The organism is Streptomyces sp. 8N616 (assembly GCF_052246385.1).
GTDB lineage: Bacteria > Actinomycetota > Actinomycetes > Streptomycetales > Streptomycetaceae > Streptomyces.
This window is the reverse complement of the sequence record NZ_JBQQBY010000003.1, coordinates 122,789-146,811: the sequence shown is the minus strand read 5'-3', so window position 1 is coordinate 146,811 and position 24,023 is coordinate 122,789. Positions and strand designations below refer to the sequence as shown.

At 71.7% G+C, this 24,023-nt stretch carries 20 protein-coding genes; 15 read left to right on the top strand and 5 right to left on the bottom strand.

The window, feature by feature from the left end:
• The first annotated feature begins 148 nt into the window (after positions 1-148).
• Together ACTWQC_RS03800 and ACTWQC_RS03795 are read left to right on the top strand one after the other, a co-directional pair.
• Complete coding sequence (locus ACTWQC_RS03800; protein ID WP_443314060.1) at positions 149-694, top strand: YwqJ-related putative deaminase; 546 nt, start codon at positions 149-151, stop codon at positions 692-694.
• Between the two features lies 1 nt (position 695).
• Positions 696-1,199 carry an SUKH-3 domain-containing protein gene (locus ACTWQC_RS03795; RefSeq protein WP_443314059.1) on the top strand — a complete coding sequence of 168 codons (504 nt, stop codon included), beginning with the start codon at positions 696-698 and terminating at the stop codon, positions 1,197-1,199.
• 162 nt (positions 1,200-1,361) lie between these two features.
• Here ACTWQC_RS03795 and ACTWQC_RS03790 read toward each other — a convergent pair whose 3' ends face one another.
• A complete protein-coding gene (locus tag ACTWQC_RS03790) occupies positions 1,362-2,918 on the bottom strand; it encodes a sensor histidine kinase (RefSeq protein WP_443314058.1) in 1,557 nt (518 codons plus the stop codon).
• Positions 2,919-3,092: 174 nt separating this feature from the next.
• Here ACTWQC_RS03790 and ACTWQC_RS03785 point away from each other — a divergent pair, with 174 nt between their 5' ends.
• Positions 3,093-4,109 (top strand): cellulose-binding protein, encoded by a 1,017-nt coding sequence (locus ACTWQC_RS03785; RefSeq protein ID WP_443314057.1) that lies wholly within the window; start codon positions 3,093-3,095, stop codon positions 4,107-4,109.
• Positions 4,110-4,162: 53 nt separating this feature from the next.
• Here the strand turns inward: ACTWQC_RS03785 and ACTWQC_RS03780 are convergent, their stop codons facing one another.
• The gene (locus ACTWQC_RS03780) at positions 4,163-5,725 is read right to left on the bottom strand and encodes an MFS transporter (RefSeq protein WP_443314056.1); all 1,563 of its coding nucleotides are present in this window, start codon (positions 5,723-5,725) and stop codon (positions 4,163-4,165) included.
• Between the two features lie 408 nt (positions 5,726-6,133).
• On the opposite strand from ACTWQC_RS03780, the gene ACTWQC_RS03775 reads away from it, so the two are divergent.
• From ACTWQC_RS03775 to ACTWQC_RS03750, 6 genes are all read left to right on the top strand, one after another.
• Complete coding sequence (locus ACTWQC_RS03775; protein ID WP_443314055.1) at positions 6,134-6,985, top strand: ABC transporter ATP-binding protein; 852 nt, start codon at positions 6,134-6,136, stop codon at positions 6,983-6,985.
• Positions 6,982-9,558, top strand: coding sequence for an ABC transporter permease (locus tag ACTWQC_RS03770; protein ID WP_443314054.1), 2,577 nt, complete (start codon positions 6,982-6,984; stop codon positions 9,556-9,558). Before ACTWQC_RS03775 ends, ACTWQC_RS03770 begins: the two co-directional genes overlap by 4 nt.
• Positions 9,559-9,859: 301 nt before the next feature.
• Positions 9,860-10,510: a hypothetical protein gene (locus tag ACTWQC_RS03765; protein WP_443314053.1), complete on the top strand. Its 651-nt coding sequence runs from the start codon at positions 9,860-9,862 to the stop codon at positions 10,508-10,510.
• Positions 10,507-11,538 (top strand): hypothetical protein, encoded by a 1,032-nt coding sequence (locus ACTWQC_RS03760; RefSeq protein ID WP_443314052.1) that lies wholly within the window; start codon positions 10,507-10,509, stop codon positions 11,536-11,538. The genes ACTWQC_RS03765 and ACTWQC_RS03760 overlap by 4 nt, the downstream gene beginning before the upstream one ends.
• 123 nt (positions 11,539-11,661) lie before the next feature.
• The gene (locus ACTWQC_RS03755; protein ID WP_443314051.1) at positions 11,662-11,973 is read left to right on the top strand and encodes a hypothetical protein; all 312 of its coding nucleotides are present in this window, start codon (positions 11,662-11,664) and stop codon (positions 11,971-11,973) included.
• A 134-nt stretch (positions 11,974-12,107) separates the two neighbouring features.
• Complete coding sequence (locus ACTWQC_RS03750) at positions 12,108-12,617, top strand: hypothetical protein (protein WP_443314050.1); 510 nt, start codon at positions 12,108-12,110, stop codon at positions 12,615-12,617.
• Positions 12,618-12,704: 87 nt separating this feature from the next.
• Here the strand turns inward: ACTWQC_RS03750 and ACTWQC_RS03745 are convergent, their stop codons facing one another.
• From ACTWQC_RS03745 to ACTWQC_RS03735, 3 genes are all read right to left on the bottom strand, one after another.
• Complete coding sequence (locus ACTWQC_RS03745; RefSeq protein ID WP_443314049.1) at positions 12,705-13,040, bottom strand: hypothetical protein; 336 nt, start codon at positions 13,038-13,040, stop codon at positions 12,705-12,707.
• 162 nt (positions 13,041-13,202) lie between these two features.
• Positions 13,203-13,916, bottom strand: a complete 714-nt coding sequence (locus ACTWQC_RS03740; protein WP_443314048.1) for a protein-L-isoaspartate(D-aspartate) O-methyltransferase — start codon at positions 13,914-13,916, stop codon at positions 13,203-13,205.
• Between the two features lie 12 nt (positions 13,917-13,928).
• Positions 13,929-15,173 carry a CapA family protein gene (locus ACTWQC_RS03735; protein WP_443314047.1) on the bottom strand — a complete coding sequence of 415 codons (1,245 nt, stop codon included), beginning with the start codon at positions 15,171-15,173 and terminating at the stop codon, positions 13,929-13,931.
• Positions 15,174-15,572: 399 nt separating this feature from the next.
• Between ACTWQC_RS03735 and mfd the strand changes: the two genes are divergently transcribed.
• The 6 genes from mfd to ACTWQC_RS03705 all read left to right on the top strand — a co-directional run bounded on the left by mfd (position 15,573) and on the right by ACTWQC_RS03705 (position 23,923).
• Positions 15,573-19,172, top strand: coding sequence for a transcription-repair coupling factor (gene mfd, locus ACTWQC_RS03730; protein WP_443314046.1), 3,600 nt, complete (start codon positions 15,573-15,575; stop codon positions 19,170-19,172).
• Between the two features lie 159 nt (positions 19,173-19,331).
• Positions 19,332-20,114 (top strand): HNH endonuclease family protein, encoded by a 783-nt coding sequence (locus ACTWQC_RS03725; RefSeq protein ID WP_443314045.1) that lies wholly within the window; start codon positions 19,332-19,334, stop codon positions 20,112-20,114.
• Between the two features lie 165 nt (positions 20,115-20,279).
• Positions 20,280-20,921: a SurA N-terminal domain-containing protein gene (locus tag ACTWQC_RS03720; RefSeq protein WP_443314199.1), complete on the top strand. Its 642-nt coding sequence runs from the start codon at positions 20,280-20,282 to the stop codon at positions 20,919-20,921.
• Between the two features lie 243 nt (positions 20,922-21,164).
• Positions 21,165-22,184: a nucleoside triphosphate pyrophosphohydrolase gene (locus ACTWQC_RS03715; protein ID WP_443314044.1), complete on the top strand. Its 1,020-nt coding sequence runs from the start codon at positions 21,165-21,167 to the stop codon at positions 22,182-22,184.
• A gap of 83 nt (positions 22,185-22,267) precedes the next feature.
• Positions 22,268-22,684, top strand: coding sequence for a DUF6479 family protein (locus ACTWQC_RS03710; RefSeq protein ID WP_443314043.1), 417 nt, complete (start codon positions 22,268-22,270; stop codon positions 22,682-22,684).
• 486 nt (positions 22,685-23,170) lie between these two features.
• Positions 23,171-23,923 (top strand): lysoplasmalogenase, encoded by a 753-nt coding sequence (locus ACTWQC_RS03705; RefSeq protein WP_443314042.1) that lies wholly within the window; start codon positions 23,171-23,173, stop codon positions 23,921-23,923.
• Positions 23,924-24,023 lie beyond the last annotated feature (100 nt).

The window sequence follows — 24,023 nt, the reverse complement described above, 5'->3', positions numbered from 1 at the left end:
GCCGGGCACCCTTCCGCCTCCGCGCCCCGCCCGCAACCCCCCACCCGGGCGACGCGCGTTCCGTGTCGCCGACTTCCCCATCTGCCTGCACATTTGGCAGGCTGTCCCCGCAACTCGGGGGATTGCACGGGAGGGAAAGAGCACCACCATGAGCGCCGCACCACAGATCGAAGCGTCCGACGCAGCCGGGGCGCCGGACGGCACAGCGAAACCGCCGGGCGATCCCCGGCTCAGCTGGAGCGCCGACGACGCCGGCACCCCGCCCGTGCTCCGCCACCGCCGCGACGGCATCCTGCCCGCGGTCGCCGCCGCGCTCTCCGTACGCGGCGAGACCCTCACCGCCACGGCGACCAAGGGCGACCAGCCGCCCGCCCTCCACCCGCTCGTCCAGGACTTTCTCGACACGCTCACCAGCGACCGGCGCGAACGCTTCACCGGCCGCTGCCCCGAGGCCGTCCTCCTCTCCCGCTACCTCACCGGCGCGGAGGCGGCGCGCAGCAAGCGGGCCTCCCGCAAGCCGCTGACCCAGGGCGAGGCACGGCGGGCGCTGAAGCACTCCAAGGTCACGGCCCGGCACATCCGGGAGGACGGCGACCCGCGGCACGGTGCGTACGCCCCGCCCTGCCGCTCGTGCGAGCCGCTGCTGGCCCACTTCGGGGTGCGCGCGGTCGACCCGGCGACCGACGGGGGCTGACGTGCGCGCCTTCGAACGCACCGTGGCGACCCGCTTCCCCGTGGCCGTCGACGCGGCCCTGCGGGAGGCGGGATGGCTCCCCGGCCGCTGGGACATAAAGCAGGCCGAGATATGGGCCGATGCGCTGCGCGCCTACGCCTCGCCCGCCGGGCACCGGCACACGGTCTTCCCCGCGGCGGTCGAGGCGTGGGCGGAGTTCGGCGGCCTGCACATCACAGGACCGGGGCCCGGGCGCCACATCGCGCCCACGCCGCTCCTCGTCGACCCGATGCACGGGCTGCACCTGGCCCGTACGTTGGCCGACCTCGGGCGTGCGCTGGAGACGGAGATCTGCCCGCTGGGCGCCGAGACCGGCGGCGCGGGCGCGGTCCTCGCGATCGACTCCGAGGGCCGGGTCTACAGCCTGGACCACACGGGCGACTGGTACCTGGGCCAGAACATCGACCAGGCCCTCGCCAGGCTGATCACCGGGACGCGCCCGGCAAGGCTCAGCACGAGCAGCTGACCGGACCGTACGGTCCTCACGCGGCCGGGCCCGCCCCCGCCGCGCGCCGTGCGGTCAGGCGGCCCCGCTCGTACCGTGCGGTCAGGCGGCGCCGCTCGTACCGTGCGGTCAGGCGGCGCCGCTCGTACCGTGCCGTCAGGCGGCGCCGCTCGTACCGTGCGGTCAGGCGGCGCCGCTCGTATCGGCGGTGCGGTCCGGGAGCACGGCCGAGACGCGGAAGCCGCCCGCCTCCGTCGGCCCGGACACGAACCCGCCGCCGAGGGCGGTCACCCGCTCCCGCATGCCGATCAGGCCGTTGCCGCCGCTCGGCAGCCCCGCGCTCGAGACGCCCTCGGCCGCGGGCCCGTTCTCCACGAGCACCGCCACCTCGGCGTCCCTGTGGGCCAGCCGCACTTGCGCCTTGGCGCCCGCGGCGTGCTTGTGGACGTTGGTGAGGGCCTCCTGCACCACGCGGTAGGCGGTCTGCTCGACCTGCCGCGCGTACGACCGCTCTTCGCCTTCTACGGACAGCTCGACGGCCATGCCCGCTGCCCGCGACTCCCCGATGAGCGTCTCCAGCTCGCTCAGAGAGGGGCCCTCCACTGCTCCGTCCACCGGGTCGCCCCCGTTGGGCGCCGAGGCAGCGTCGTGCGCCGAGGCCGCGGCGGGGCGCGTATCGCCTGTTGTGCCGCTGCCGGTGATGCCAGTGCTGCCCGCGCTGCCGGTGCCGCCCGGGCCGCCGCTCGCCGCGAATTCCGCGAGCCGGGCCTGGGCGGCGAGGCCGTCGGCCCGCACCCCGCCCGCGGAGCCGGAGCCGGAGCGGGAGACGGAGCCGCGGGACCCTCCGGGGCCGCCGGGCCCGGAGGCGCCGGGCCCGGAGCGGCCCACGGTCGCCGAACCCTCCGCCGTACGCAGCACCCCCAGCATCTCCCGCAGTTCGGTCAACGCCTGCCGCCCCATGTCACCCACCAGGGCGGCGTTCCTGGCCGCCCGCTCCGGGTCCTTCTGCGCCACCGCCTGGAGGGCCGCGGCGTGCACCACCATCAGCGACACCCGGTGGGCGACCACGTCGTGCATCTCCCGCGCGATGCGCGTCCGCTCCTCGTTGCGCGCCCACTCGGCCCGCTCCTCGGCCCGCTCGGCAAGCAGCGACAGCTCGCGCTCGAGGCCGTCCGCCCGCTCCCGCAGGCTCTCCACCAACCGCCGCCGCGCCCCGACGTACAGGCCGAGCAGCAGGGACGGCGCGGTGAGGCCGAGGGCCATGAGCACCGAGACGAGCAGCGTGACCCAGAACGGCGGGGAGTAGCCGCTCCTCCCCATGTCCTGGTGGAAGTTGATGAAGGTGATCAGCAGCGTCCCGGCCATGGCCATCCCGGCCAGCACGACCGTGATCCGGCGCGGCACGTCGGAGGCGGCGAGCGAGTAGAGGCCGACGATGCCGAGGAGGAAGCCCATCTCGGCCGGGGTGACCGCGATCGAGACGAGGACGACGGCTATCGGCCAGCGCCGCCGCAGGATCAGCGTCCCTCCGGCCGCCATCCCCAGCACCACGCCGACCGCCGCCGGGACCTGCGCCTCGCGCGCGAAGGGGATGCCCTCGATCGCGCACTCCGCCATGGATGCGGCGGCGAGAAGGACGTCGAGCACCATGCTCCGCCGCCGTGCCCACCACCACGGCCCCGCCGGCGCGCCCCGTGCCCCGGCTTCCGTGTTTGCCACCGTTGCCCCCGTTGTGGTCATACCGACCAGCGTACGGGCGTGGCCCGCGCATTTTCCGCCGGGTTTGCACCCCTGCACGACCTCTGCACGCCGGTCCGCGCGGAGTGTCGCGTTATGGGGGATTCGCTCTGATCCAGAAAGATGTGCGCCGCAGAGCGTTGCAAGACCACCATGACGGATATAAGGGGCTTCAGGATGAGTGCGTCTGTGTCACCGTACGGTTTCGCTGCGGTACGCGGCCGCGACCGCGGTTACCGGCCCGAGCAGGTCGACCGCATCGTCGGCGGGCTTGCGGCATCCCGTGACGAGACGTGGGAGCGCGCGGCGCGGCTCACCCTCGTCGTCGAGGAGATGGAGGAGAAGGCGCGGCAACTGCGCGACCAGGTCGCGGCGCTGCCCCCGCAGACGTACGAGGCCCTGGGCCCGCGGGCGCAGGAGCTGCTGGCCACGGCCGAGGCGGAGGCCGTGGACCTGCGGGACGCCGCCGAGGCCGCGGCCCACGATCTCCGGGGCCAGGCGGACGAGTTCGCCAGGGCCGTACGGGACGCCGCGCGCGGCTACGCGGCCGAGGTGCGAGGCGAGGCGGAGGCGTGGGCCGAGCAGCGCCGGGTGGCGGCGCAGCGCGTGGCCGACGACGTACGGCTGACGGCCCGGCAGGACGCCAAGGCATGGCGGACCGAGGCGGTGGCGGCGCTGAAGGACATGCGGCAGCGGACCGCGGAGCTCCTCACCGACCAAGAGAAGGAGCACGCCGCCCGCTGGGAGGAGGCCGGGCGGGAGCAGGCCGAGCAGGAGGCCGGGTTCGACGCGCGGGTCGAGGAGCTCGTGGAGCGCGCGGAGAGCGGTCTCGCGCAGGCGCAGCGGGAGTACGCGGAGACGGAGCAGGCGGCGCGCTACGGCAGGCAGGCCGCGGACGCACAGGCCGCGGAGCTGCTGGCGCGGGCGCACGCGTGGGAGGAGCGGGTCGCGGGGGAGACGGAGCGGGTGCTGCGGGAGCACGGGGAGCGGAGGGAAGAGGTCCGCAGGCACCTGGAGCACGTACGCGGAAGCCTGACGGCGCTGTCGGCCGGGGCCGGGGCCGGGATCGGGCTCGGGCTCGGGCTCGGGGAAGCGGACGCGGGGGATGCAGGGGATATGGGGAACGTGGAGGGCGTCGCGGACCTCGGGGACGTGCAGCCGGTGCCGGGCCCGGCACCGAGCGCGGAGGACTGACCGGATCCGCACCGCACTTGGGCCGCGCCCGCCTCAAGGGGAGGGGGCGCGGCTCAGTCCGTTTCTCCGTCCGGCAGGACCGGGAAGCGGCGCGGCGCCAGCAGCAACAGGACCAGGAACGCGAGTGCGGCCGCGGCGGCCGCGCCGATGTACACGTGGTCCACGGCCGTGGCGACCGCCCGCCGCAGATAGTCCGCCGCCGCGTCCGTGAGCGCACCGGGGTGCTCCAGGGCCTGCGAGACCGAGTCGAGGTCGCCCGGAAGGCCAGGCCGTATCGCGGCGGGCGCGTCCGCCAGGCGCCCGGCGAGGGTCGCGTTCGCGACGGCCCCGAAGAGCGCCGCGCCCACGCTCTGCCCGATCTGCCGGTTGAAGAGGACGGAGGCCGTGGCCGTACCGCGCTCCGCCCACGGCACGGTCGACTGGACGCCGACGATCAGGGGCAGTTGGAAGAGGCCGAGCGCCGCCCCGAGCAGCAGCATGATCAGGGCGGGCTGCCAGGGTTCGCCGGGGAAGGGCAGCAGCGGGAAGGCGAGGAGGATCAGCGTCGCGAGGCCGATGCCGGCGAGCGCGGTCCGACGGAAGCCGATCCGGTTGTAGACGTGGCTGCTCAGCGCTGCCGAGACGGGCCAGCTGAGGGTCATGACGGAGAGGACGAAACCGGCGGCGGTGGGGCCGAGGCCCAGGACCGACTGCGCGTAGGTGGGCAGGAAGACGGTCGGCGCGACCATCAGCAGGCCGAGCGCACCGAGTGCGAGGTTGACGGCGGCGATCGTACGGCGCTTCCAGACCCAGCCGGGGATGACCGGCTCGGCCGCCCGGCGCTCGATGACGACGGTCGCGGCGGCGCACAGCGCGCTGGCGGCGAACAGGCCGAGCGAGGGCGCGGAGAGCCAGGGCCAGGCCACTCCGCCCTGGACCAGGGCGGTGAGCAGCAGCCCGCCGCAGACGAAGACGGCCAGGGCACCGGCCCAGTCGACCCGGGGGAGGCGGCTGCTGTGGGCCGCCGGCTCGCGGAGGTTACGGGCGATCAGCCAGACGGCGACCGCCCCGACGGGCAGGTTGATGAGGAAGATCCAGCGCCAGTGGGCGTAGGCGGTGAGGAGCCCGCCGATCGCCGGACCCGCCACCGCCGACACCGCCCAGACCGTGGAGAGCTTGGACTGGATCTTCGGCCGTTCCTTCAGGGGATAGAGGTCGGCGGCGACCGTCTGGACCGTGCCCTGGATCGCACCGCCGCCCAGGCCCTGGACGACGCGGAAGGCGATCAGGCTCGCCATGCTCCAGGCCCCCGCGCACAGCAGGGAGCCGAGCAGGAAGAGAGCGATCCCGCAGATGAGGACGGGCTTGCGGCCGAAGGTGTCGGAGAGCTTGCCGTAGACGGGGAGGGTGACGGTCACGGCGAGCAGATAGCCGGAGAAGAGCCAGGAGAAGACGGAGAAGCCGCCGAGGTCACCGACGATCTGCGGAACGGCGGTCGAGACGATGGTGCCGTCGAGGGCGGCCAGGGCCATGGCGAGCATGAGGGCCGCGGCCACGGGGCCGCGGCGGGCGGCGGGCGCGCGGCCCGTCCCGGACACGGCGGCGTCCCGGCCGGTACGTCTCGCGGTGCCGCTCATCGTCCCCCCCTCCACAAGTCCATGTACTACGCACCCTTCCATGCCGGCCTCAGGGTACGGAACCACGCGTCCCGGCCGGTGAGACGGCTGCGCTTGATCCTCTCGTCGGGGGAGGGCGCAGTCTCGACCCCGGCACGAGCTCGGCCACAGGACGGACTCCCTTAGGGGGAGTTCCGTACTTCTGGGCAGTCGTGGTTCGTCCCGCTGGAGGAGGAGCGGGATGACATGCGGACCCTAGCCTTCTCGTACGGCCCTTGGAGGGGCCAGCGGGAACCGGGGGGTGGGGCTTACCCCCCGCTGAATACGGCGCTGGGCACCAGCGCGCCGTACCGCATCCCAGCAGCAGACTCGGACCCGTACCGAAGCAGGATCCGACTTCCTTCATGTATACGACATAGGAGACTTACCGTGACTACGGCTGTGACCATTCCCAGGGCCGGGGGCAGTGGAGGGCGCACGGCCGTCGCCGCGCGGGCGCGACAGGTCGTCAAGGCGTACGGGTCCGGCGAGACGCGCGTCGTCGCCCTCGACCACGTCGATGTGGACATCGCCCGGGGCCAGTTCACCGCGATCATGGGCCCTTCGGGCTCCGGCAAGTCGACGCTGATGCACTGCCTGGCCGGTCTCGACACCGTGACCTCGGGTCAGATCTTCGTCGACGAGACCGAGGTCACCAGGCTCAGGGACAAGAAGCTCACTCAGCTGCGCCGGGACCGTATCGGCTTCATCTTCCAGGCCTTCAACCTGCTGCCGACGCTCAGCGCGATCGAGAACATCACGCTGCCGATGGACATCGCGGGCCGCAAGCCCGACCGCGCCTGGCTCGGCCGGGTCGTGGAGACGGTCGGTCTGGCGGACCGCCTCAAGCACCGGCCGACCGAGCTGTCCGGCGGTCAGCAGCAGCGCGTGGCCGTGGCCCGCGCGCTCGCCTCCCGCCCCGAGATCATCTTCGGCGACGAGCCGACCGGGAACCTCGACTCGCGCGCGGGCGCGGAGGTCCTCGGCTTCCTGCGGCGCTCCGTCGACGAGCTCGGCCAGACCATCGTGATGGTCACCCACGACCCGGTCGCCGCCTCGTACGCGGACCGCGTGCTGTACCTCGCCGACGGCCGGATCGTCGACGAGATGTACAGCCCCACGGCCGAGCAGGTCCTCGACCGCATGCTGCATCTTTCTTCGCCGGGGGGCACTGCGACACCGGCGGCTGGCGCCGCGGGCCGGACCCCCGAGGACTTCGACGCCCGCGGGAGGGTGTCGTGACCGTCTTCAGGACTTCGATGCGCAACTTCTTCGCGCACAAGGGGCGGATGGCGCTGTCGGCCATCGCCGTCCTGCTGTCGGTGGCGTTCGTGTGCGGCACGCTCGTCTTCTCCGACACCATGAACACCACCTTCGACAAGCTCTTCGCCGCCACCTCGGCCGACGTCACCGTCAGCCCGAAGAGCGCCAAGGGAGGTGACGAGAGGCCGCAGAACGGCAGGCCCGAGTCGCTGTCGGCCTCGACGGTCGCCGAGGTGCGGAAGGCCGACGGCGTGAAGTCCGCCGAGGGCGCCGTCACCAGCATGAGTGTCACCGTCGTCAACGCGGACAACAAGAACATGGGCTCCACCACCGGAGCCCCGACGATCGCGGGCAACTGGACCAGCAACGAGCTCCGTTCGATGGAGATCGCCCAAGGCCACGCCCCGCGCGGGCCCACCGAGGTCATGGTCGACGCCGACACCGCCGAGAAGCACGGCCTGAAGCTCGGCGACGAGCTGCGCACCATCGCCGTCACCGGCGACTTCAGGGCGAAGATCTCCGGTATCGCCGCCTTCAAGGTCACCAACCCCGGTGCCGCGGTGGTCTACTTCGACACCACGACCGCGCAGAAGCAACTGCTCGGCGCCCGCGATGCGTTCACCAGCATCGCCGTCACCGCGGACCAGGGCGTCAGCGACGAGCAGCTGAAGAAGAACGTCGCGGCCGGGCTCGGCGGCGGCACGTACCAGCTGCAGACGCAGAAGGAGGCCGCCGACGCCAACCGCGAGGACGTGGGCGACTTCCTGGACGTCATGAAGTACGCGATGCTCGGCTTCGCCGGAATCGCCGTCCTCGTCGGCATCTTCCTCATCATCAACACCTTCTCGATGCTGGTCGCCCAGCGCACCCGCGAGATCGGCCTGATGCGCGCCATCGGGGCCGGCCGCAAGCAGGTCAACCGCTCGGTGCTGACCGAGGCGCTGCTGCTCGGGCTCTTCGGCTCGGTGATCGGTGTCGGCGCCGGAGTCGGCCTCGCCGTCGGCCTGATGGAACTCATGAGCACCATGGGCTTGGAGCTCTCCACCGCCGACCTGACGGTGCGGTGGACGACCCCGGTCGTGGGCCTGGTGCTCGGCGTCGTCGTCACCGTCCTCGCCGCGTACCTGCCCGCGCGACGGGCCGGCAAGGTCTCCCCGATGGCCGCGCTGCGCGACGCCGGGACCCCGGCGGACGGCAAGTCCGGCTGGATACGGGCCGCCCTGGGCCTCGTGCTCACGGGCGCGGGCGGCGCGGGGCTCTACCTCGCGGCGAACGCCGACAAGGCGGGCGACGGATCGGCGTTCCTCGGCCTCGGCGTGCTCCTCACCCTCATCGGCTTCGTCGTCATCGGCCCGGTGCTCGCGGGCTTCGTGGTGCGCGTGCTCAGCGCGGTCGTCCTGCGGGTGTTCGGCCCGGTCGGGCGGATGGCCGAGCGCAACGCGCTGCGCAACCCGCGGCGTACGGGCGCCACGGGCGCGGCCCTGATGATCGGCCTCGCGCTGGTCGCGTGCCTGTCGGTCGTCGGCTCCTCGATGGTGGCCTCCGCGACCGACCAGCTCGACAAGTCGGTCGGCGCGGACTTCATCGTCCAGTCCGACACCGGCCAGCTGATCCAGCCGCAGGCCGCCAAGGCCCTCGAGTCGGCCCCGGGAATCGCGCACATCACCAACTACAAGGGCGTCGAGGCGAAGCTGACCGCACCGGACGGGAAGTCCCTGGACACCGAACTGTCCGCGGCCGACCCTACGTACGCGCAGGACCTGCGGCGGGAGACGACCTCGGGCGAGCTGTCCGCCGCGTACGGCAAGGACGCCATGTCGGTCGGCGACGCCTTCGCCAAAGACCACGGCGTCCAGGTCGGCGACGAGATGACGGTGGCCTTCAAGCACGGTGACACGGCCCGGCTGAAGGTCGCGGCCATCACCTCGGACGACACCTCGGTCGACAAGGGCGCGACGTACACCAACATCACGACCGCCGAGCGGTACGTGCCGGCCGACCGGATGCCGCTGAACATGATCATGTTCGCGAAGGCGGAGGAGGGCAAGGAGAAGGCCGCCTACGCCGCCCTCAAGGACTCCATGAAGGACTACCCGCAGTACACGGTGCGGGACCAGACGGACTTCAAGCAGAACCTGAAGGACCAGGTCGGGCAGCTGCTCAACATGGTCTACGGGCTGCTGGCGCTGGCGATCATCGTGGCGGTGCTGGGCGTCGTGAACACCCTGGCCCTGTCGGTGGTCGAGCGCACCCGGGAGATCGGCCTGATGCGGGCCATCGGCCTCTCCCGCCGCCAGCTGCGGCGGATGATCCGCCTGGAGTCCGTGGTCATCGCCCTGTTCGGCGCTCTGCTGGGCCTCGGCCTGGGCATGGGCTGGGGCTCGGCCGCACAGAAGCTGCTGGCACTGGAGGGCCTGGGAGTCCTGGACATCCCGTGGCCGACGATCACAGGGGTCTTTGTGGGCTCGGCACTGGTGGGTCTGATCGCCGCCCTGATCCCGGCGTTCAGGGCGGGCCGGATGAACGTCCTGAACGCGATCGCGACGGAGTAGGGGGAGGGGCGGGAGACCAGGGGCGCGGGCTGCGCGGGGGGCAGCCCGCGCCTGCCGCCGCCCGCCCGCCCCGCCAACCCGCCGGAGCCCGGTGCGCTCATCCCGAGCGCACCGGGGCTCTCCTGTTTGCCCATAATGCCTGCGAACCGCCGAGGTTGTCCGCGGCTATGTGCCATTTGGACAGATCAGCGAGCCCAACTGACCAGAGATGACTACGGACTGTGCTGACCTCTTTGCTGAACTGACAGGCCGCTGCAGTAGCGTGAGCGCTTCGTGTCTCGCGTACTGGAGGGGGAACCCCGTGTCTGCCCGAAGCCTGCCCATCACCGCTGCGGCTTGCGCCGTTGCGGCCGCCATGATGCTGGCCGCCTGCAGCGGTGGCGAGGACAAGCCAAAGGACGACAAGATCGCTGGAGCCGAAAGCTCCGATACATCCACTCCGAGCGCATCTCCGACTGCGGATGGCGCGCGACCAAATACGGAGTTGCCCGAGGACCTGCGGATGGTCTTTGAGTGGAACAAAACTGGAAAACCTGCAGCGGATGCCGTCTTCGCCGACGCCGAGCAGTACTTTCGCGGGCTGAAGCGCGCCAGCGTAAACCACGACCTCAAGGACCCCGCGTACTCGTTCTACTCCCGTGACGAGGGGCTGTCGTACGCCATTAAGCAAATCAAATTGAACATCGAAGGTGGCCTGGCTCCGACTGGTACCGATCGCTATTTCAATGGGAAAGTGGCCGTCTTTGAGAAGGGCTCGGCTGGTCTTGTGACCTGCCGCGACCAAAGCAAGCTTTACAGTAAGAACACGAAATCTGGCAAGGTTGAGAAGACCGACCCCAAGGATGAGCGTAATTTTGTCCTCTACAACCTGGGGCTGCGCAAGGATCCGAAGGGCGTCTGGAAAGTCTCGGACGTCTCGGTCACGGTCGGCGCCCAGGAGTGCGGGGCGTGAAGTTCCGTTCCTTCCTTGTGGCCTCACTTGCCGCATACGCGACTCTTGTGTCTGCGCACGCAGCTGTCGCCTTTGAGGAGCCGGCAGCTGATGCTGGAGCAGGCAAACCCTCAGGTGACGCCAGTGGCCCAACGCTGAGCTCCCGAGTGGCGTTCAAGGCCAAAGGCGGCAAGCCCTCTTCCAGTGGCCCCATCACCCCAGTAGACACCAATTGGACTCCGCCGCCTTGCTGGTACGAACCGTACTGGACCGCGAAAGACTTCAAGTCGGTCACTGAAGCTCAATGGTCGATAGCCGAGTCGAACGCAAAGATCGCAGGGCTTGACGCCCCTGACTACAGCAAGACAAAAGATCGCTACAAGAACGGAAAGCCCTACAAGGACTTCAACGTAAGCAAGCAGGGCAAGGGGAGGTGGTGGATAGGTGTCGTGAACCCGGAAATGAAGGATGATCCAAAATCGAGGTCGTGCAACAAGCCGGCATTCTGGGTTGACAACGGAAGGGCCCCGGCCGAACCTCAAGCCATCAACACCAAGACGCTTGCCCAACTCGCATACGAGCAAACCAAGGTCCCCGACACCGAAGTTGAGATGAACCCGGACGGCAAGCAGACGGTCAATTTGCCCTCCTGGATCTGGTTGGACAAAGCTAAGTTCGAGCCCGTGGAAGTCAGGGCCGAACTGCCCGGCACCGGAATGTGGGCTGCGACCAAAGCCGAGCCGGTCAGTCTCCACCTCGACCCTGGTACGGAGGACGCGAAGGTCTTCCCAGCCTCCGGTGACTGCCCGATCAACGACGACGGAAGCATTGGAACTCCGTACGCCAAGGGCAAGGCCAAGCAGGATCCGCCGTGCGGCATCACGTACTTGCGTTCCACCAACAACGCCCCGCCGCACAGGCTCAAGGCGACCTTGACCTGGAAGATCTCTTGGCAGGGCTCGGGGGGCACGGGCGGTGACCTCCCGGACGGCACTTTCGGCACGACGACCGACGTCACCGTCCAGGAGGTCCAGGCCATCAACCGCTGACCAGTGGACCCTTGAGTGAACACGCGCCTCTGTCCAGCGCAGGGGCGGGCGGCCGGACGGCAGGCGATACCGATACCGTCGCCCAGTTTACGTACGCGGCAAGAGACGATTCTGGAGGTGGGGGTGGCGGAGCGGCTGGCCGTCGACGGCGATGAACTCGGGCACTTCATCAAACTGCTGAAGAAATCGACCGATTCGCTGAAAGGTCTGCGCAAGGCTCTGAGCGACGCGACCGTCACCGGCCTCGGCACCGACAACCTCGACTCCGCGTGCGAGGACTTCCAGAACGACTGGAAGTACGGCGCCGAGCAGATCGGTGAGCAGACGGACGAGCGGGCAGCGGAGTGGTTCGAGCGAGGGGCGGGCATCACCTCACATCTGGTGTGGCTCGTCAGGCCCACTGCGGCGGCGTTCGATCGTGCCGACGCTGCCTGATGGCTCGGCCTGCCCTACATGCGCCGGACGGTCACTCCGCCCAGCGCAGCCGCCGCGACCCTGGCATGGGGGTCCTTCGTCACGGATCGGTGACCCGCAGGGGCCGACAGCCACGGCCCTCATAGGGTGAGGCCGTGTACATCTCTCCCCGCGCGCTCGACGGCAGTCGGCGCCACCGCCTGGCTGTTGGCACCATGCTCTTCCTCTTCACGCTCGGCGTCGGGGCGGTCCTGACCGCCGTCGGGGTCCGCGGTACCGGCGGTGATCTGCTGGCGTCCGCCGGGCTCGGGGCGGGCGCGGTATCGGGGTACCTGCTCGCCTGGTGGTCTGCCCGTTACTGGTACGCGGCCTTCTGCGAAGGGCGGCGTCCCGAACCGGTACCCCAACCCGACGCCTGGCCTTGGTTGCTGCCTCCGATGGTGGTGGCTGTGGCCGCTGCCGTCACGGGTGTGCGCGCCCTGAACCGGGGCGACAGCGGCGGGTGGTTCTCCATCGGATTCGCGGCGCTGTTCGGGCTGCCCGCCGTCATGGGGCTGGCGCTCGTGCTGTCGACGCGTCTTCCTGGGCGCGGGGAAGACTCCGCTGCCTCTGTGCAGGCGACCGAGCCGCCGCGGCCGCGGCGCGACTGGGGGCCTATCGGCTAACGGGCTGACAGGGGTCAGCCGACGCTGTTTCCCGCGGACTGGAGCCCGCAAGGGCCTTGTTGTCTGCTGGGTGCTGTTCCGCGGCCGTCAGCAGGAGCCGTAGCCTGTCGCCGCCCAGATGCTCCGCTCGCCCGGGCCGCGCCTGAGGTGTGTCATGACGGTTGTGGGCCAGTAGGAAGGCCTGTTGCGTCTTCTCCATGCCGCCGTCGTCGGGCTCGCGCAGCAGCTGAGCGCGTAGGGCCCCAGTCCCGCCTGCCGCAGCAGTTCGGCGATGTGGTCCGGCTGCCGCCGATGGAAGTCGAGCGACACCGGATGGCCGAAGGGCTGCGTCAGGTGCAGGGGCTCGTCGCCGGCCTGAAAGGCGAGCAGCAGGTGGCCGCCCGGCGCCAGCACCCGGTGGAACTCGTCGAAGACCTCCGGCAATCGTCCCTGCGGGCATGGATGATCGAGTACCAGGCCACGATGCTGCCGAGGGCGCCGTCCGGCAGGTCCAGGGCCGTGATCGAACCCGGTGCTGGGGAAGTCCGGCTCGGTCGTCACATTCGAGCAGCCTACGGCCCCCCGGCCATACGTGGATGCGTGTTCTCAGGGCGGAAAGCCGTGCTCCCCGTGGAGGCGGACGAACCTGGCCCAGGTGAGGACCTGTTCGCGTGCCAGCCCCGCTGCGGTGCGGCGGAACGACACGACCTCCTCGTCCCCGCCCGAGCCGATGGGCTGCACGAGGCGGCCGCCGGCGCGGAGTTGCTCGATCAGGGGCGGGGGGACCTCCGGGAACGCCGCCGAGACGACGACGGCGTCGTACGGAGCGCGCTGCGGTACGCCGCGGCTGCCGTCCCCCACGCACAGCTCCACATTCCGAATGCCCTGACCGGCGAGGTTCTGCCGCGCCTGGCGGACCAGTTCCGTCCATCTGTCGATGCTCACGACGTCGGCGGCCAGACGGGCCAGCAGCGCGGTCTGGAAGCCGAAGCCGGTGCCGACCTCGAGTACGTGTTCGTCACCGGCGAGTTGGAGGCCCTCGATCATCCTCGCCGACAGCGAGGGCTGTGTGGTGACCTGCCCGCGTCCGATCGGGAGGGGCGAGTCGTCGTAGGCGTCCGCCTCGTAGCCCGCGGGGACGAAGCCGGCGCGCGGCGTCCTCCGTACGGCCTCGAGTACGCGCTCGTCGCGGATGCCGGCCGCCCGGATGGCCCGGACCAGGTCTTCGGGACCTTCGGGACCCTCGGAACCTTCGAGACCTTCGAGACCTTCGAGACCTTCGAGACCCTCGGGACCCTCGGGCGAATCCGCTTCCGTCATGGCTCGCCGTCCTCACGCTCGCCCGACTGGCCCGACTGGCCCGACTGGCCCGACTGGCCCGACTGGCCCGACTGGCCCGACTGGCCCGACTGGCCCGACCGGCCCGACCGGCCCGACCGGCCCGACCGGGCCCACCGGCCGCTCCCGCCCAAGCATGAGCGTGCCATCCGGCTCGAGGCCGAGTCCCGGGTGTGAGCCGAACCCCTGGCTGACCCGGTCGAGAACCCTGCGCAGCCACTCGGCGTCCCCGCGCGAAGCGTGCCGGAGCCGCATCCGCCGGGCCTGCATGGGCACGATCCGCGCGCCGGCCAGCTCACCCGTGTCCGCGTCCACCGACACGAAGTACAGCAGCCGCAGGTCGTCCCGGTACTCCTCGTAGCCGGAGATCCCCTCGTAGTCGTCGATGAAGTCCCCGCAGCCGTACAGGATGAGCTTCTCCCGGTACACCTCGATCGGGCGCGGGTGGTGCGACGAGTGCCCGTGCACGACGTCGACCCCGCCGTCGATCAGCGCGTGCGCGAAGCGGATCTGGTCCCGGGGGACCCCGTAGCCCCAGTTGGACCCCCAGTGGATCGAGGCGACCGCGACATCGCCCGACCGCTTCACCTGCCGTACGCGGTCGGCGACTTCGGCCGCCGCGGCGTACGACGGCTCGGGGACGAAGTCGACCCCGGAGCGGTCTGCGGTGGCGGCCCAGCTCGCCGGGATGCCGCTGGACGCCATGCCGAAGGAGAAGACCAGAACGCGTGCCCCACCGTCGACCGGGACGATGGCCGGGCGCCGCGCCTCGTACGCGTACCGCCCCGCTCCCACCGCCCGCAGCTTCGCCGCGGCCAGGGAGTCCAGCGTCTCCTCGAGCCCGCTCCGGCCGAAGTCCAGCACGTGGTTGTTGGCCAGGGCGCAGACGTCGGGCCGGGCCGCGGCCAGGCAGGGGAGATTGTCCGGGGTCATCCGGTAGTGCACCGGCTTCCCCGGCTCGAAGTCGTCACTCCGCGTGACGCTCGTCTCCAGATTCACCACCCGGACGTCGGGCGCGGCCTCGTCGAGCGCGTCGAGGGCGTCTCCCCAGGGCCAGGAGGACTCGACGGGGCGCGGGATCGGACCGTTCACCGCCTCCGCCAGCTCGATGTAGCCGTCGGCGTCCCGGATGTAGGTCTCCCTCAGCGCCGGGTCGCCAGGGTGCGGAAGGATCGCGTCCACGCCCCGGCCGAGCATCACGTCGCCGCAGAGAAACAGCGTCACCAGGTCGCCCCGCATACTTCCACGCTAGGACGTGTCCGGCGGCTCATGGCACTTGCGGCGTGCTGCTTCCCTGCTACGCGACCGAGCCGCAGATCGAAGCCGCGGGAAGGGGCGCCGGGCGCCTGCGGGCGGAACCCGCTCTAACCGCTCTAGGGCCGGGCGTCCGCGGGCGGAACCCGCTGCAGGGGCACTGTGGTGGCACCGCGGGGGAAAGCGGGGGAAAGGCCGATCGGTGGCCTGGACACCCACCCCCAGCCCGCCCCTCCCCAGGACTCGGCTCCGCTTGTCGGCGGGGCGACGTACGCTGGAGCACCCCGGCCCGTATGACGTGTCGGGCGATTCGCGTTGTCCGCCTGAGGCCCGCGATTCGTAAGTCTGCGTAGCCAAGTGATCACCCGGGACGGGAAAGCCTTCATGAGCCTGCACGGTCTGCTCGACGTCGTCGTCAATGATCCCGCGCTCGCCGAAGCGGTGAAGGCCGCCGCCGACGGCAACCGGCCGTATGTGGACCTCGTCGGCCCGCCCGCCGCGCGCCCCTTCGCCATCGCCGCCCTCGCCATCCCCCGTAGCCTTAAGGGCACGGGAGGTGCCCCCATTGCGAGCCGCCCCGTGCTGGCCGTCACCGCCACCGGCCGCGAGGCCGAGGACCTCGCCGCCGCCCTCCGCTCGCTCCTCCCCCCGGAAGGCGTCGTCGAGTACCCGTCCTGGGAGACTCTGCCCCACGAGCGGCTCTCCCCCCGCTCCGACACCGTCGGCCGCCGCCTCGCCGTGCTGCGCCGCCTCGCGCATCCGGCTGCCGACGATCCCGCCGCCGGGCCGGTCAGTGTCGTCGTCGCTCCCATCCGCTCCGTGCTGCAGCCGCAGGTCAAGGGGCTGGGCGACCTGGAGCCGGTCGCGCTGCGCACCGGCGGGACCGCCGACCTCGAGGAGGTCGTGGACGCGCTCGCGGCCGCCGCGTACTCCCGCGTCGAGCTGGTCGAGAAGCGCGGCGAGTTCGCGGTGCGCGGCGGCATCCTCGACGTCTTCCCGCCCACCGAGGAGCACCCGCTGCGGATCGAGTTCTGGGGTGACGACATCGAGGAGATCCGTTACTTCAAGGTCGCCGACCAGCGCTCCCTCGAGGTCGCCGAGCACGGTCTGTGGGCCCCGCCGTGCCGCGAGCTGCTGCTCACCGCGGGCGTACGGCAGCGGGCCGCGGACCTCGCCGAGCGCCACCCCGAACTCGGCGAGCTGCTCGGCAAGATCGCCGAGGGCATCGCCGTCGAGGGTATGGAGTCCCTCGCCCCCGTGCTCGTCGACGACATGGAGCTGCTGCTGGACGTCCTCCCTGCCGGGAGCATGGCGGTGCTCTGCGACCCGGAGCGGGTCCGTACCAGGGCCGCCGACCTCGTCGCGACCTCCCGGGAGTTCCTGCAGGCCTCCTGGGCCGCCTCGGCCGGGGGAGGCAAGGCGCCGATCGACGTGGGCGCCGCGTCCCTGTGGGGCATCGCGGACGTACGGGACCGGGCCCGCGAGCTCGGCATGATGTGGTGGACGGTCAGCCCCTTCGTCACCGACACGGAGCTCGAAGAGCCCGGCGGGACCGAAGGCGACACCCTCCGGCTCGGTATGCGCGCCCCCGAGAGCTACCGCGGCGACACCGCCCGCGCCCTCGCCGACACCAAGGGCTGGCTGGCCGACGGCTGGCGCACGGTGTACGTCACCGAGGGGCACGGCCCGGCGGCCCGTACGGTCGAGGTGCTCGGCGGCGAGGGCATCGCCGCCCGCCTCGCTGTGTCCGGTGAAAAGAGGGGCGACCTCGCCGGGATCGCCCCGTCCGTCGTCCACGTCGCCTGCGGCTCCATCGAGTACGGCTTCGTCGACCCGGGCCTGAAGCTCGCCGTCCTCACCGAGACCGACCTGTCGGGCCAGAAGGCCGCGGGCCGGGACGCGGCCCGGATGCCGGCCCGCCGCCGCAAGACCATCGACCCGCTGACCCTGGTCGCGGGCGACTACATCGTGCACGAGCAGCACGGCGTGGGCCGCTACATCGAGATGGTGCAGCGCACCGTGCAGGGCGCCACCCGCGAGTACCTGGTCGTCGAGTACGCCCCTGCCAAGCGCGGCCAGCCCGGCGACCGGCTCTACATCCCGACCGACCAGCTGGAGCAGATCACCAAGTACGTCGGCGGCGAGGCCCCGACCCTGCACCGGCTCGGCGGCGCCGACTGGACGAAGACCAAGGCGCGCGCGAAGAAGGCGGTCAAGGAGATCGCCGCCGACCTGATCAAGCTCTACTCGGCCCGCATGGCGGCCCCCGGCCACACCTTCGGCGCCGACACGCCCTGGCAGCGGGAGCTGGAGGACGCGTTCCAGTACGCCGAGACCCCGGACCAGCTCACCACGATCGCCGAGGTCAAGGAGGACATGGAGAAGTCGGTCCCGATGGACCGGCTGATCTGCGGCGACGTCGGCTACGGCAAGACGGAGATCGCGGTCAGGGCGGCCTTCAAGGCGGTCCAGGACGGCAAGCAGGTCGCCGTCCTCGTCCCGACCACGCTCCTCGTGCAGCAGCACTTCGCGACCTTCTCGGAGCGCTACTCGCAGTTCCCTGTCGTGGTCAAGGCGCTGTCCCGGTTCCAGTCCGACGGCGCGGCGAAGGCGGTCACCGAGGGCCTGCGGGAGGGCTCGGTCGACGTCGTCATCGGCACCCACCGCCTCTTCTCCTCCGAGACGAAGTTCAAGGACCTGGGCCTGGTCATCGTCGACGAGGAGCAGCGGTTCGGCGTCGAGCACAAGGAGCAGCTGAAGAAGCTCCGCGCCAACGTCGACGTGCTGACCATGTCCGCGACCCCGATTCCGCGCACGCTCGAGATGGCGGTCACCGGCATCCGCGAGATGTCGACGATCACCACCCCGCCGGAGGAGCGGCACCCGGTGCTGACCTTCGTCGGCCCGTACGAGCAGAGGCAGATCGGCGCGGCCATCCGCCGCGAACTGCTGCGCGAGGGCCAGGTCTTCTACATCCACAACCGCGTCGAGTCCATCGACCGGGCGGCGGCGAGGCTCCGTGAGATCGTCCCGGAGGCCCGTATCGCCAGCGCCCACGGCCAGATGTCGGAGTCCTCCCTCGAACAGGTCGTCGTGGACTTCTGGGAGAAGAAGTACGACGTGCTGGTCTCGACGACGATCGTCGAGTCCGGCATCGACATCTCCAACGCCAACACCCTGATCGTCGAGCGCGGCGACAACTTCGGCCTCTCGCAGCTCCACCAGCTGCGCGGCCGCGTGGGGCGGGGGCGCGAGCGCGGCTACGCGTACTTCCTCTATCCGCCGGAGAAGCCGCTGACCGAGACCGCCCACGAGCGGCTCGCCACCATCGCGCAGCACACGGAGATGGGCGCGGGCATGTACGTGGCGATGAAGGACCTGGAGATCCGCGGCGCAGGAAACCTGCTCGGCGGCGAGCAGTCGGGGCACATCGCAGGCGTCGGCTTCGACCTGTACGTACGGATGGTGGGCGAGGCCGTCGCCGACTACCGCGCCTCGCTCGAGGGCGGCGTGGAGGAGGAGCCGCCGCTCGAGGTCAAGATCGAGCTCCCGGTCGACGCGCACGTCCCGCACGACTACGCGCCGGGCGAGCGGCTGCGCCTCCAGGCGTACCGGGCCATCGCCTCCGCGAACTCCGAGGACGACATCGCGGCCGTACGGGAGGAGCTCACCGACCGGTACGGCAAGCTGCCGGAGCCCGTCGAGAACCTGCTGCTGGTGGCCGGGCTGCGGCTGCTCGCGCGGGCGTGCGGGGTCTCGGACATCACCCTCCAGGGCTCCAACGTCCGTTTCTCGCCGGTCGAGTTGCGGGAGTCGCAGGAGTTGCGCCTCAAGCGCCTCCACCCGCGTTCGGTCATCAAGCCGGCCACGAAGCAGGTCCTGGTGCCCCGCCCGGCGACGGCCCGTATCGGCGGGAAGCCGCTGGTCGGGCGCGAACTGCTGGCGTGGACGGGCGAGTTCCTGACGACGATTCTCGGCGGCTGAGGGCGGGGGCGGACGGAGACAGAGGCGGGGCGCGTCCCTAGGATTTCGCGCTGGGCGCGCAATGCCGCGCGCCCAGCCGCCTCCGCCCAGGCCTCCGCCTCCGCCTAGGCCTCCGCCTCCGCCTAGGCCTCCGCCTCCGCTTCCCGACGGGACACCGCCTTGATACGGTCCTCGCTCCCCGCCCGCACCGCGTACGCCGCCGCTGCTCTCACCGCCCTCCTGGCCGCCGGCGGGTGCGTGCCCGACGGCGACGGGAGCGACGGGGGTCGGCCGGAGCCGTCCGCCACAGAGGATGCGGGCCCGGGCTCTGGCTCGGCGCTGAAGGCCGTCGACGGCCTGACCGTCAAGGGGCGGGCGCCCAGGACCGGTTACGAGCGGGAGCGGTTCGGCTCGCCGTGGGCCGACACCGACAGCAACGGCTGCCCGACGCGCGACGACATACTCAAGCGGGACCTGGACGCGGTGACCTTCCGGGCAGAGGGGGACGGGGAGGCCGGGAAGGACGGGGAGTGCGCGGTGGAGTCCGGGGCGCTGGCCGCGGACCCGTACACCGGCAGGCGCGTGGAGTTCCGGCGCGGCGGGCGCAGCGAGGTGGACATCGACCATCTCGTCGCGCTGTCCGACGCCTGGCAGAAGGGCGCCCGGCAGTGGGCGCCGCGCAAGCGCATCGCGTTCGCCAACGACCCGCTCAACCTTCTCGCGGTCGACGCAAGCACCAACCGCGGCAAGAGCGACGGCGATACAGCGACCTGGCTTCCGCCGAACCGGACGTACCGCTGCCCGTACGTCGCCCGGCAGGTGGGAGTGAAGAAGAAGTACGGGCTGTGGGTGACTCAGGCGGAGCGGGACGCGATGCGGCGGGTGCTGGCGCGCTGCCCGGGGGAGAAGCTGCCGACCGGCGGCAACCCCACAGAGGCGCCGGCGCGCTTCACGGCCCGGTAGGGCGGCGGCTTGCCGGGCTCGTGCCGGGTGGCCGCGTATCCGAAGCATGCCCCGAATCGTTGCCCGAATCAGTGGCCCAGACCACGCCGACTGCCTAACATCGATCACCGCAAGGTCGGTGCACCGTCGCACAACCGTTGCCGCCGGGAGGCCCACTTGATCCGCCTGATCCGCCGCAGGACCGCGCTCTCCGTCTCCGCCGCCGCGCTGCTCGCCGCGTCGCCGCTGCTGGCTGCCTGTGGCAGCGCCTCGCACCCCGGTGCGGCGGCCGTGGTCGACGGCGACCGGATCACCGTCTCCGAGCTCCAGTCGCAGGTGGAGGCCGTACGGGAGGCGCAGCGCGGCTCCGCGCAGCCCGCGCAGCTGATCCAGGACAGCGGCCAGCTCAGCCGGGCCACCCTCAGCAGCATGATCTTCGACCGGATTCTCGACCGCGCCGCCGCGGACGCCGGTGTGAGCGTCAGCCGCAGCGACGTACAGAAGGCGCAGGCCACGGCCGAGCGGCAGGCGGGCGGCGCGGACCGGCTGCGCGAGCAGTGGCTCCAGCAGTACGCCATCGCGCCCGGCCAGGTGGAGGCCGCGATCCGCAACCAGGTCGCCATGGACAAGCTCGCGCAGTCGCTCGGCGCGGACCGCAGCAGCCCTCAGGGCGTGCAGAAGCTGGTGGACGCCTTGAGCGAGGCCTCCACCAAGCTGGGTGTCGACGTCAACCCGCGCTACGGGACGTGGGACTCCAAGAAGGTCCAGCTGGGCAACGCCAAGACCCCTTGGCTCCGCCCAACGCCCACGGAGCCCGCCCAGGCGTAACGCCGCGCGGCCGCCCGGTCCAGCGGCAGGACGTCCTCGACCTCGACGGCGACAGCCCCTCGCGTCGATCAGCTCCGAGATCCGCGCCGGCGCCGCGCCGTCCGGCTCCACCAGAAACGCACTCGCGCGCAGCCCACGCGTGCGCTCGCCGTGCCCCTGGGAGGGCTGCGCACCTGGGTGGAGGACCACCTCGACGACATCCGGTCCGCCCAGGGGGAGTGAGCGGTGGGTTACGTTCGACCCGTGAACGCAGCAGCACGTGCGAACGACGCAGCAGAAGCCGACGCAGCAGGATCAGCAGAGGCCCCCGGCCGCATCATCCTGCTCACCACCAGCCACCGGGTCGCCCCGGGCCTGCTCTCCTGGCCCGCCTGGCAGGCGCTGCGGGGCGCCGACCGCGTCCTGTGCCCCGACCCGGACCACCCTCAACTGCCGTACCTGCACGAGGCGGGCATCGAGGTCGAGCACGCCGCCCCGTCCGCCCGCGAGCTGGTGGAGTACTGCGCGGGAGGCCGTACCGTCGTCGTCATCCCGTCCGGCGAGGGCGACCCGGAGCTGACCGATGGGCTGGCCCGGATGGCCGGTTCCGGCCGGGTGCAGATGCCGGACCTCGAGCTGCTGCCCGCCTCGTACGACCTGCCGGGCGCGCGCCTCCTCGACCTCGTGCAGGTCATGGACACCATCCGCACCGAGTGCCCGTGGAGCAGCACCCAGACTCACGAGGGCCTGGCGAAGTACGGGATCGAGGAGGCGTACGAACTCGTCGAGGCCATCGAGGCGGGCGACCGGCACGAGCTGCGGGAGGAGCTGGGGGACGTGCTGCTGCAGGTCGTCTTCCACTCCCGGATCGCCGAGGAGGACCCGGACGAGCCCTTCTCCATCGACGACGTCGCGGGCACGATCGTCGAGAAGCTCATCCACCGGCACCCGCACGTCTTCGGTACGGAGACCGCCGAGACCTCGGAAGAGGTGAAGGCGCACTGGCTGCGCACGAAGGCCGCCGAGAAGCAGCGCGAGTCGGTCACGGACGGCATCCCGCTGGGCCAGCCTGCGCTGGCACTCGCCGCCAAGCTCGCGGCGCGGGTGCGGACGGCAGGGCTTGACGTGCCGCTGCCTGCGGCGGGGGACGGGGGAGGCGTCGGTGAGCGGCTGCTGGCCCTCGCCGTACGGGCGGAGAAGGAGGGCACGGACCCGGAGTCGGCCCTGCGCGCTGCGGCCCGCGCCTACCGGGACGCGATCCGTACGGCCGAGGGGACGGAATGACTCTCCGCCGGCTCTCCGCCACTCCCCGCGCTTACTGACTCCCGGCGCCGACTGACTCTCCCCGGCGGGGGTACTCGTGGCGCATGTTGCAGCTGACCATGGAAATTGCCGTGCGGCGTGACTACCTGGTCGGGATCGGTCCCCTCGTCATCGGGATCTTCGTCGTGCTCGTGCTGTTCGGAGCAGTCGTTCTCGGCCTCCGGGTCCGGGCGCGCGAGCCGGAGCCGCCGAAGGAGCCGCAGCGGCGGGGTGGCGCGTGGGAGACGCACGACGAGCACGAGACGGGCGAGGCACCGCCCAATCACGGGCCGGGTCACCAGGACGTCGCCCGCCCGCGCACGGACTTCCACGAGCGCCGCAGGCCACACGACGTACCGCACAACGGCATCCGGCACATGCCGTACGAGTTCGACAACCAGCGGTCGGAATCTGCGGCGGACGAGGGGGAGCCGGAGTCGAGGAAGTGGGACCGCGGCGGCAGCGGCCACGGCACAGGCTGACCGCGCGCTCCGCGCGCGCCCGCAACTGGGGGAGACACGGCCCACCCGAGCCGACCCGATGGTCGCGGGGCCGGGGCATGCGGCCCCGGCCCTGCCCGGACAGGCGGCGCTCCGGCCGCCGCGGGGGCCTCAGCGGACGGGCCGCGCGGGTGCTTGCCGGTCCCAGTCCGGCGCTGGGTGACAGGGGCCTCGGCTACCCACGCCCTCGGGGGGAGGAAAGGTTGGCGGGCGGCCGTGCCCGAATCGTGCGTCCCTGCCGATCGAATCGTGCGCCCATGCCGGTCGGGGACCGGCGTTGGGCCGGGGCGGGCTCGCCGCGGCTGTCCATGACTCCACTTGGCGCTGCGCGCAGGGGGCTTCCAGCGGCGGGCGGGCGGGGAATTCGCGCCATGGTGCCCGAAGGGCGCGCCCTGTTGGCCGGGAACGGGCGAGGTCACAGGGCCGGGGCGTTGACGGCGCGTCACCGGCGTCGGGAGACTGCCGCGCATGGCGATCACCCGACAGCGCGGTCGACGGTACGGCAACGGGGTCCTCGAGGCCGTGGCTCGGATGGGGCGGCCAGACGGGCACGGGCGGGGTGCGCTCGCCGCGTTCGGGGCGCTGGCCGCCGCCGACCTGGTCGCCGTCGCCCGCAGCCCCCGTGGCCTCCGCAGGGCGGCGAAGCCGCTGCTCATGCCCGCGCTCGCGGCACACGTACTGCGCCGTCGCAAGGACACCTCCGAGCCCCTCCCCAAGGCACTGGTCGCCGGGCTCGCCTTCGCCGCCGCAGGCGACACCGCGCTCCTCTTCGACGAGCACGAGCCCGCCTTCCTCCTCGGCATGGCCGCCTTCCTCGGCACCCAGGTCAGCTACACCGCGGGCTACACCCGCAAGCTCGGCGCGCTCCGCGGCATCGCGAGGAAGCCGTGGCCCGCGGTCGGCTGCCTGGCGGGCTGGGCGGCCGTCAACGCGCTGCTCGGGCCGACGCTCGACGAGCGGCTCCGGCTGCCCGTCGCCGGATACAGCCTCGCGCTGACCGTGATGGGCGCCGCCGCCCTCGGCGTCGGCGGCAAGGTGGCCGCGGGTGCCGCCGCCTTCCTTGGCTCGGACCTCCTGATCGGGCTCCAGGCGGCGGGCCGTGAGCTCCCCTCCCGCGAGGCCCACGAGGTCCTGATCATGGCGGGCTACCTCCTCGGCCAGTACCTCATCGCCTCCGGCTGGCTCGAGCACACCGACGCAAGGGTGGCCGCCGCCGTTTGAATCTCCAGTGAATCTCCAGCCGCTGGAAGGCCGGGACTCCGGACCATGAACGACGACGGCCGCGAGCCGCTCACCATCGGGCGGCTCTCCCGCCGCCCCC

What these genes read in the sequence shown, in the direction of transcription:
- ACTWQC_RS03740 (WP_443314048.1), bottom strand. Translation starts at nt 13,916, where the DNA reads ATGACGGAAGCGGATTCGCCCGAGGGTCCCGAGGGTCTCGAAGGTCTC.
- ACTWQC_RS03705 (WP_443314042.1), top strand. Translation starts at nt 23,171, where the DNA reads ATGGCGATCACCCGACAGCGCGGTCGACGGTACGGCAACGGGGTCCTC.
- ACTWQC_RS03800 (WP_443314060.1), top strand. Translation starts at nt 149, where the DNA reads ATGAGCGCCGCACCACAGATCGAAGCGTCCGACGCAGCCGGGGCGCCG.
- ACTWQC_RS03790 (WP_443314058.1), bottom strand. Translation starts at nt 2,918, where the DNA reads ATGACCACAACGGGGGCAACGGTGGCAAACACGGAAGCCGGGGCACGG.
- mfd (WP_443314046.1), top strand. Translation starts at nt 15,573, where the DNA reads ATGAGCCTGCACGGTCTGCTCGACGTCGTCGTCAATGATCCCGCGCTC.
- ACTWQC_RS03785 (WP_443314057.1), top strand. Translation starts at nt 3,093, where the DNA reads ATGAGTGCGTCTGTGTCACCGTACGGTTTCGCTGCGGTACGCGGCCGC.
- ACTWQC_RS03780 (WP_443314056.1), bottom strand. Translation starts at nt 5,725, where the DNA reads ATGAGCGGCACCGCGAGACGTACCGGCCGGGACGCCGCCGTGTCCGGG.
- ACTWQC_RS03710 (WP_443314043.1), top strand. Translation starts at nt 22,268, where the DNA reads ATGTTGCAGCTGACCATGGAAATTGCCGTGCGGCGTGACTACCTGGTC.
- ACTWQC_RS03735 (WP_443314047.1), bottom strand. Translation starts at nt 15,173, where the DNA reads ATGCGGGGCGACCTGGTGACGCTGTTTCTCTGCGGCGACGTGATGCTC.